This window comes from Streptomyces calidiresistens (genome assembly GCF_014141525.1).
GTDB lineage: Bacteria > Actinomycetota > Actinomycetes > Streptomycetales > Streptomycetaceae > Streptomyces > Streptomyces calidiresistens.
Genome location: NZ_VKHS01000285.1, coordinates 1 through 6,162 on the forward strand (window position 1 = coordinate 1; position 6,162 = coordinate 6,162).

Consider the following 6,162-nt stretch of genomic DNA (forward strand, 5'->3'; position numbering starts at 1 on the left):
ACCGGCAGCGACGCACGCATCCACCGCGACAACCGATCCACCGCGACAACCGACCGAAGGGACACCCTCCGACATGGCCATGGGACCGCGCGGCGCGGGAGCGAGCCTGGTCCGCGCCTCGCTCGCCCGTCCCCGACCCCGGCGGGCGGACCCCGCTGCTCGACATCGAGCGGTATCCCGCCGCCGTGCCGACCAACCCGGGCAGCCCCGGGATCGAGCGGACCCATGCCTACCGCGACCGCGAGTAGCCCTCCACCACCGCCGGTGTCGGCGTCGTCTTCCACGGCGGCGCCCGGATCTTCGCCCCCATCGTGCACGCCCCGCGCGCCGGCGAGCGCACCCCGGGCCGCCCCTACGACCTTCCCTCGGAGGTGTAGGGGCCGTGCCCCGGGGCGGGCCGCCGGGGTCGGGTCAGGAGGCGCCCGACCCCGGCGAACGGCCGGAGCCGCGTATCTCCAGACCCTCCAGCAGCCGTCCGGTCGCCGCCTCCACCGCGGCCACCGCCTCGTCGAAGACCGCGCGGTTGTGGGCGGCGGGCGCCCTGAACCCGGAGACCTTCCGGACGTACTGGAGCGCCGCCGCGTGGATGTCCTCGTCCGTCACAACGGGCATCGCGGGAGCGCGAAGGGTCTTGATGCTGCGGCACATGGCCCCAGTGTGAACCCCGCCACCGACAATCGGCCCCCGGCGGCGTCCCGTGGCCCCCGCGCCGCCCTCAGCGCAGCAGGGCGAGCACGTCGGCCACCGTGTCGGCGTCCTCCGGCCGCTTGTCCCCCCGGTAGCGCACCAGCCGCGCGAAGCGCAGCGTCACCCCCTCCGGGTAGCGGGAGGAGCGCTGCACCCCGTCGAAGGCGATCTCCACCACCAGCTCCGGCCGCACCGGCACGGTGTAATCGTTGCCCGGGTCGGCCTCCTCCGGCGGCAGGGCCAACTCCCGCAGCCGCTCGGTCTGCCAGGCCAGGGTCTCGTCCGTCATGCCCTTGAAGGTCTTGCCGAGCATCGCGAAGCCGCCGTCCGGGCGGCGGGCGCCCAGGTGCAGGTTGGAGAGGAAGCCGGTGCGCCGCCCGCTGCCCCACTCGGCGGCCAGGACCACCAGGTCGAGGGTGTGCACCGGTTTGACCTTCACCCAGGCGGCACCGCGCCGGCCGGCCGTGTACCCGGCGTCCAGGGACTTCACCAGCACCCCCTCGTGGCCGCGCTCGATCACCTCCTCGGTGAACTCCTCCGCGGCCCGCCGCTGTTCGGGGTCCGCGGGGTCCTCCACCACCAGCCGCCGCACCCGGTGCTCGGCGGGCAGCAGCCGGGCCAGTGCGGCGTGCCGTTCGGCGGTGGGACGGTCCAACAGGTCGCGGTCGTCCACGCTCAGCAGGTCGAAGAAGACCGCCCGCACCGGCAGGGTGTTCTCCGCGCCCGCCGCGCGGGTGGCGACCCGGCCGGAGACCTCCTGGAACGGTCGGGGTCGGCCGTCCGGGCCGGGGGCGATGACCTCGCCGTCCAGCACCGCCCGGTCGGCCGCCAGGTCGTGCCCGGCGGCGACCACCTCCGGCAGCCGGTCGGTGATCTCCTCCAGCGTCCGCGTCCAGACGCGTACCCGTCCGCCGTCGCGGTGGAGCTGGATCCGGATGCCGTCCAGCTTCTCCTCCACGGCGCACGGCCCCAGCCGGTCCAGCGCCTCCGCCACCCCCGGCGCGCTCTGCGCGAGCATCGGTTGGATCGGCCGGCCGACCTCCAGCCGGAATTCCGCGAGGGCGTCCGCCCCGCCGGCCAGCACGGCGGAGGCGACGGCGCCGAGCGAGCCGCCGAGCATGACGGCGCGGCGCAGGTCGGCGGGGTCGGTGTCGGTGGCGGCGGCCAGCCCTTCGACGGCGAGGGCGTCCAGCGCGCCCTGCCGCAGTTCGCCGCCGACCAGCCGCACCAGGAAGTCCTGTTCGGTCTCGGTGGCCTGTTCCAGCAGGGCGGCCCAGCGGCGGCGGCGCTCGGTGGTCGCGCCCTTGCCGGAGACGCCGGCGATCCCGGTCAGCGCGGCGTCCACCTCGCGGACGGTGAGTCGGGGCGAGGGGGCGGGGTCGGGCCGCTCGGTGAGCGAGCGCCACCCCAGGCCGGTGCGGCGCTGCGGCAGTCGGCCGGCGAGGTGGGTGATGACGACGGGGGCGTCGGCCGGCTCGGCGGCCCGGAACAGCCGGGCGAGGGCGGCGGTCTTCTCCGTGCGGGAGGAGGTGGCGGCGACCTCCCGTGAGGTGCGGGCGAGATCGGCGAGCAGCATCCCCCCATCGTGGCCCGCCGATCCCCGGGCCGCACGGGGGCGCACGGGGCGGTTCGCACGCCGGGGGCACGGAACGCGCGTCCGCCCCGGCGGCGGTCCCCGGACGAATCCTCGGACCGGCCGGCGGGGCGGACACCCGGCCGGGTTCGCTCACCCGGCGCGACGGGGGGTCAGCACCACGGCACGGGGTTGTTGTTGCGCACGTAGCGGGCGGTGACCCAGCCGGTGCGGCCCTCGACCTTGTACCAGATGCGGTTGCCGTCCACGTTCTCGCCGTACACCTTGCAGCGCAGGGCGATGGTGGCGCCGTAGGGGTAGGTGTCCAGCACCCGGGAGCGGGTGTTCGGCTCGGAGCGGACGTTCACGCCGGTGCGGGCGACCACGGTGCCGGTCGGCTGCTTGGCGTGCATGACCGAGTCGGCGGGCACGGCGGCGCGCTGCTCGCCGGCGAGGGCGGGGGAGGCACCCAGCAGACCCAGGGCCAGCGCCCCGGCGGCCACCGCGACGGTGGTCTTGACGTTCTTGAACACGATCTGCCTCTTCCTCGAGGGACGGGGCGGCGACCCCGGTGCGGGCCGCCGGTACCGTCACGGTCCGTCGCGGGAGGCGGCCGGCGCGGTCGGCGGGGCGGCCCGGTCACCTGCCCGGGCCGGCCGCCCCACCCGGTCGGAGCAGCGCGCGCCCGCCGGACGGGGGACCGTCCGGCGGGCGCGAATGGGATCGTCGTTTCTTCCGGTGGTCGGGTGGTCCGGTCGTCCGCCCGGGGGCGTGCGGTGCCGGCCGGACCCGACGGGGCGCCGGGCGGCCGGGGCCCGGGCCGCTCAGGCCGCCGCGTCGTCCCCGTTCGCCGGGGCCCCGTCCACCCGGGTCGGACCGCTCACCAGCCGGTGTCCGGGCGCGTCGATCGGCTCGCCGCGCAGCGCCGCCGACAGCCGCAGGTGACGACGGGCCTCCTCCGGCCGGTTCTGCCGCTCCAGCGCCCGCCCCAGCATCAGGTGGGCGTAGGCGTCCGTCGGGTCCCGCTCGACGATGAAGCGCAGCTCCGTCTCGGCGCGGCCCAGGCGGGCGGAGTGGTAGTAGGCGCGGGCCAGCAGCAGCCGGGCCGCCAGGTTGTCGGGCTCCGCCTCGACCACCAGACTCTGCCGACGGGCCGCCTCGCCGTAGTCGCGGATCTCGAAGAAGAGCTTGGCCAGGCGGTACTCCTCCGCCGGGTCCACGGTGCCGCCGTTGTCGTTCACGCGCCGCGCTCCTCTCCGTCGCCCGTCGGGGACCTTTCCGTTCTTCCCCCAACGGCCCCGGACGACGCGCTATTCCGCCGGCCGCACCGTCAGCCGGACGCTGTAGCCGTCGTCCCGCAGTTCCAGCTCGGCCCCGCCGATGACCGTCCTCTTCACGGGGCCGTCCCGATTCCCGTCGAGGGACAGCCACCCGCCCACCTCCTCGGGCAGCACCCCCTCCAGCCCGGCGGCGGTCGCGCAGTCGCCGAGGAAACCCTTCGGCATCGGAATGTGGTACGCGGGCAGCTCCCGGGCCTCGCAGCGGAAGGTCAACGGCCTGCCGTCGGTGTCGGTGTGGGCGGCCGCCCGGTACTCCGCCTCGGAGGGCTTCTCCCCGGCGGCGGCGCTCCCCTCGGCCACGTGGTCCGCCGGGTCGTACTCCACGGTGACCGCGCCCTCCCACACCAGGTGGCCACCGCTTTCGGCCGGTTCGCCCTCGCGCTTCCACTCGATGCCGTGGATCGCGTGCATCATCGCCGCCCACGCCTCGATGTCGCCGTCCGGCAGGCGCGGCGGGGCGGAGGCCGGGGAGTCCACCGTGGTGTCGCCGTCCCCGCCGTCCCCGAGGGCTCCCGCCTCCCCGGCGGAGCCGTTCCCCTCGGCGTCGCGGGCACCGTCCCCCGACGAACAGGAGGCGGCACCGAGCAGTAACACCACCGCGGAGGCGGCGGCTCCCAACAGGGTTCTGGTGATGTCGCGCATGGTGTCCCCCCGAGGTCCGGGTCGGTCGGCCGAACGGCCGGTCGGAGCCCGTCCCATCCGATCACCCGCTGCCATCGTCCGACCATCGTTGTGACAGCTCTGTGACGTACGTCTCGCAGGTCCCGCGTGTGGTGTTCCCCGCGCCGTGCAACCCCGGCGCGCCCCGGCCGCGTGCCAGGTGTGTGAGGGGAGGACGGATGCGTCATGCCGAGGAGGCACGGTTCCGGCGGTTCGCCGTCGAACAGGCCCGCCCGCTGCGCCGCACGGCCTATCTGCTGTGCGGGGACTGGCATCTGGCCGAGGACCTGGCGCAGACCGCTCTCGTGAAGATGTACCGCACCTGGCACCGGCTGGAACGCACCGGTGAGCTCGGCCCCTACGTGCGCCGGGTACTGCTGCGCACCTGGCTGGACGAGCGGCGCAAACCCTGGCGGCGGGCGGAGAGCAGTTGCGAGCGGCTGCCGGAGACGGCGGATCCCGCCACCGGCCCGGACGACGTGATCCACCGGATGGACGTCGCCGATCTCGTTCGCCGGGCACTGCTGGCCCTGCCGCCCGGTCAGCGGGCGGTGATCGTGCTGCGGTACTTCGAGGACCTGTCGGTGGCCGACACCGCCGCCGCGCTGCGGCGTTCGGAGGGCAACGTCAAGAGCCAGACGTCGCGCGGTCTCGCGAGGCTGCGCCGGGCGTTGGGGGAGGCCGGTGTGTCCACCGGGCTCCTCGGGCCCGTACGGGCCGGCGGGGCCGGGGCGCGGCATCCGGCCGGCTGTGGCGCCGGCCGGGGCGGAGGCGCCGGCGCACACCCGGGCGGAAAGGGGATCGGCTCGTGATCGGACGACCGGAGGAGCGTCCGGGCCCGGACGTGGGCCCCGACACCGATCGCCTTCGGGGCGCGCTGCGCGCCGCGGTGGGGGACGAGCCGCCACTGCGCCTGGACCCCGACACGATCGTCCACCGGGGGCGCCGGCGGGCGGAGGGACGCCGTGTGCTGATCGCCTCGGTGGTGGCGACCGTGATCGTGGTGACGGCGACGACCCTGCTCCCGGCGCTGTTCGGCGACCCACCGACCGGGGTCGGTCCCGCCGGGCCGCCGGAACGGACCCGGACCGCCCCACCGGAGCCCGCTCCCGAGCCCACCCCGGGGCCGGCCCGGGACGGTGCGGGAATCCCGCCCCGGGACCCCCTGGACGCCGAGGGGTACGAGGCCGCCGCCGAGCTGTGGGCCGACCGCCTGCGGGCCGCCGTCCCCGTGGCGCTGCCCGACACGGGGGGAAGCCCGCCTCCCCGGTGGGCGGCCGGGGAACCGGGCCCCGGGGGAGACGGGGCGGAACGGCGGTGGACCTTCGAGCAGCCGGTCCACAGCCCGCGGCGGGGGGTGACGACGCTGCTCGTCACGGTGACGCTCACCTCCGGGTCGCCCGGTGAGGCGGGCTGTCGGTCGGTCGGAACCGGAGGGGCGGGGTGCGTCGCGTCCTCGGTCGGTGTCGATTCCACCGTGGCCGGGGGAGAGGTCTCCGGTACCCGGGTGGTGCCGACACCGCCTCCCGCCCGGGGGCCCGTGCCGGACGAGAAGTACCTCATGGTGACCGTGGTGACCGCGGGGACCGCGGAGGCCGCGCCCCGGGACGACGGGGAGCCGGTTTTCACGCCCGAACCCGAGGAGTTGGAACACCTGGCCCGCCTCCTGCTGGGGTGACCTCCCCGGGCACCAAGTGGCGTTCGTATGACCTTTTTGGGTCCCGGATGGCGGTTCGCGACGCCGGGTAGTGCTCGGCTGTCCGGGTGAGGGGCGGTGCGGGGGCGACCCCAGGCCGCCCCGTTCCCGGCCCCATCGTTCCGGCCCGTGTCCGTCCACGGAACGCCGTACCAGAAAGGCCGCCCACCGGTGACGCACCTGCCGCCCGCCCCCCGACCGGGGCG

General features: G+C 76.0%; 8 protein-coding genes. 3 read left to right on the forward strand and 5 right to left on the reverse strand.

The window, feature by feature from the left end:
• Positions 1-248 (forward strand): hypothetical protein (locus FOE67_RS29290; RefSeq protein WP_228473846.1); only part of this gene is annotated, 248 nt, incomplete at its 5' end.
• A gap of 163 nt (positions 249-411) precedes the next feature.
• Here the strand turns inward: FOE67_RS29290 and FOE67_RS13410 are convergent.
• The 5 genes from FOE67_RS13410 to FOE67_RS13430 form a co-directional block, all read right to left on the reverse strand.
• On the reverse strand, positions 412-648 hold the full coding sequence (locus FOE67_RS13410) for a DUF2277 domain-containing protein (RefSeq protein WP_182663932.1): 237 nt from the start codon (positions 646-648) through the stop codon (positions 412-414).
• 67 nt (positions 649-715) lie between these two features.
• Positions 716-2,263: an ATP-dependent DNA ligase gene (locus FOE67_RS13415; RefSeq protein WP_182663934.1), complete on the reverse strand. Its 1,548-nt coding sequence runs from the start codon at positions 2,261-2,263 to the stop codon at positions 716-718.
• A 170-nt stretch (positions 2,264-2,433) separates the two neighbouring features.
• Entirely contained in the window at positions 2,434-2,793 is a 360-nt protein-coding gene (locus FOE67_RS13420) for an SH3 domain-containing protein (protein ID WP_323384879.1), read from the reverse strand.
• 291 nt (positions 2,794-3,084) lie between these two features.
• On the reverse strand, positions 3,085-3,501 hold the full coding sequence (locus FOE67_RS13425; RefSeq protein ID WP_182663936.1) for a tetratricopeptide repeat protein: 417 nt from the start codon (positions 3,499-3,501) through the stop codon (positions 3,085-3,087).
• Between the two features lie 69 nt (positions 3,502-3,570).
• Complete coding sequence (locus tag FOE67_RS13430; RefSeq protein ID WP_182663938.1) at positions 3,571-4,242, reverse strand: hypothetical protein; 672 nt, start codon at positions 4,240-4,242, stop codon at positions 3,571-3,573.
• Positions 4,243-4,439: 197 nt separating this feature from the next.
• On the opposite strand from FOE67_RS13430, the gene FOE67_RS13435 reads away from it, so the two are divergent.
• The gene (locus tag FOE67_RS13435) at positions 4,440-5,072 is read left to right on the forward strand and encodes an RNA polymerase sigma factor (RefSeq protein WP_182663940.1); all 633 of its coding nucleotides are present in this window, start codon (positions 4,440-4,442) and stop codon (positions 5,070-5,072) included.
• On the forward strand, positions 5,069-5,938 hold the full coding sequence (locus FOE67_RS13440; protein WP_182663942.1) for a hypothetical protein: 870 nt from the start codon (positions 5,069-5,071) through the stop codon (positions 5,936-5,938). The genes FOE67_RS13435 and FOE67_RS13440 overlap by 4 nt, the downstream gene beginning before the upstream one ends.
• Positions 5,939-6,162 lie beyond the last annotated feature (224 nt).

What these genes read in the sequence shown, in the direction of transcription:
- FOE67_RS13410 (WP_182663932.1), bottom strand. Translation starts at nt 648, where the DNA reads ATGTGCCGCAGCATCAAGACCCTTCGCGCTCCCGCGATGCCCGTTGTG.
- FOE67_RS13430 (WP_182663938.1), bottom strand. Translation starts at nt 4,242, where the DNA reads ATGCGCGACATCACCAGAACCCTGTTGGGAGCCGCCGCCTCCGCGGTG.
- FOE67_RS13435 (WP_182663940.1), top strand. Translation starts at nt 4,440, where the DNA reads ATGCGTCATGCCGAGGAGGCACGGTTCCGGCGGTTCGCCGTCGAACAG.
- FOE67_RS13415 (WP_182663934.1), bottom strand. Translation starts at nt 2,263, where the DNA reads ATGCTGCTCGCCGATCTCGCCCGCACCTCACGGGAGGTCGCCGCCACC.